Below are 254 nucleotides of genomic sequence, written 5' to 3' on the forward strand. Positions count from 1 at the left end.
CATAAAAACGGGGTTAAATCTCTGGCGGTTATTTTTTTCTCGAGCAATGACAGGGGACCGCAAACGTATACACAAATGCTGGTAAAGGATAAGAAAGGTAACTTTCCTGTTGCTGAAAAGCTGATAGAGATGGCTCAATATTATGGTTCTGACGGTTATTTCTTTAACCAGGAAGAAGCTAGCTCAGGGGTAGCTGTGAAGGATATACCTGTTTATAAAGAGTTTTTAAAGGTGTTAAGAGACAAAGGATTGTA

Annotated in this window: 1 protein-coding gene; it reads left to right on the forward strand. The window is 39.0% G+C overall.

All coding sequences use genetic code 11. The annotated features are described in order from the left end of the window. On the forward strand, positions 1–254 hold a 254-nt coding region (locus tag EOC06_RS39130), incomplete at both ends, for a hypothetical protein (RefSeq protein ID WP_164899096.1).

The sequence above is a fragment of the Mesorhizobium sp. M7A.F.Ca.MR.362.00.0.0 genome, from assembly GCF_004023175.1.
Classification (GTDB): domain Bacteria; phylum Pseudomonadota; class Alphaproteobacteria; order Rhizobiales; family Rhizobiaceae; genus Mesorhizobium.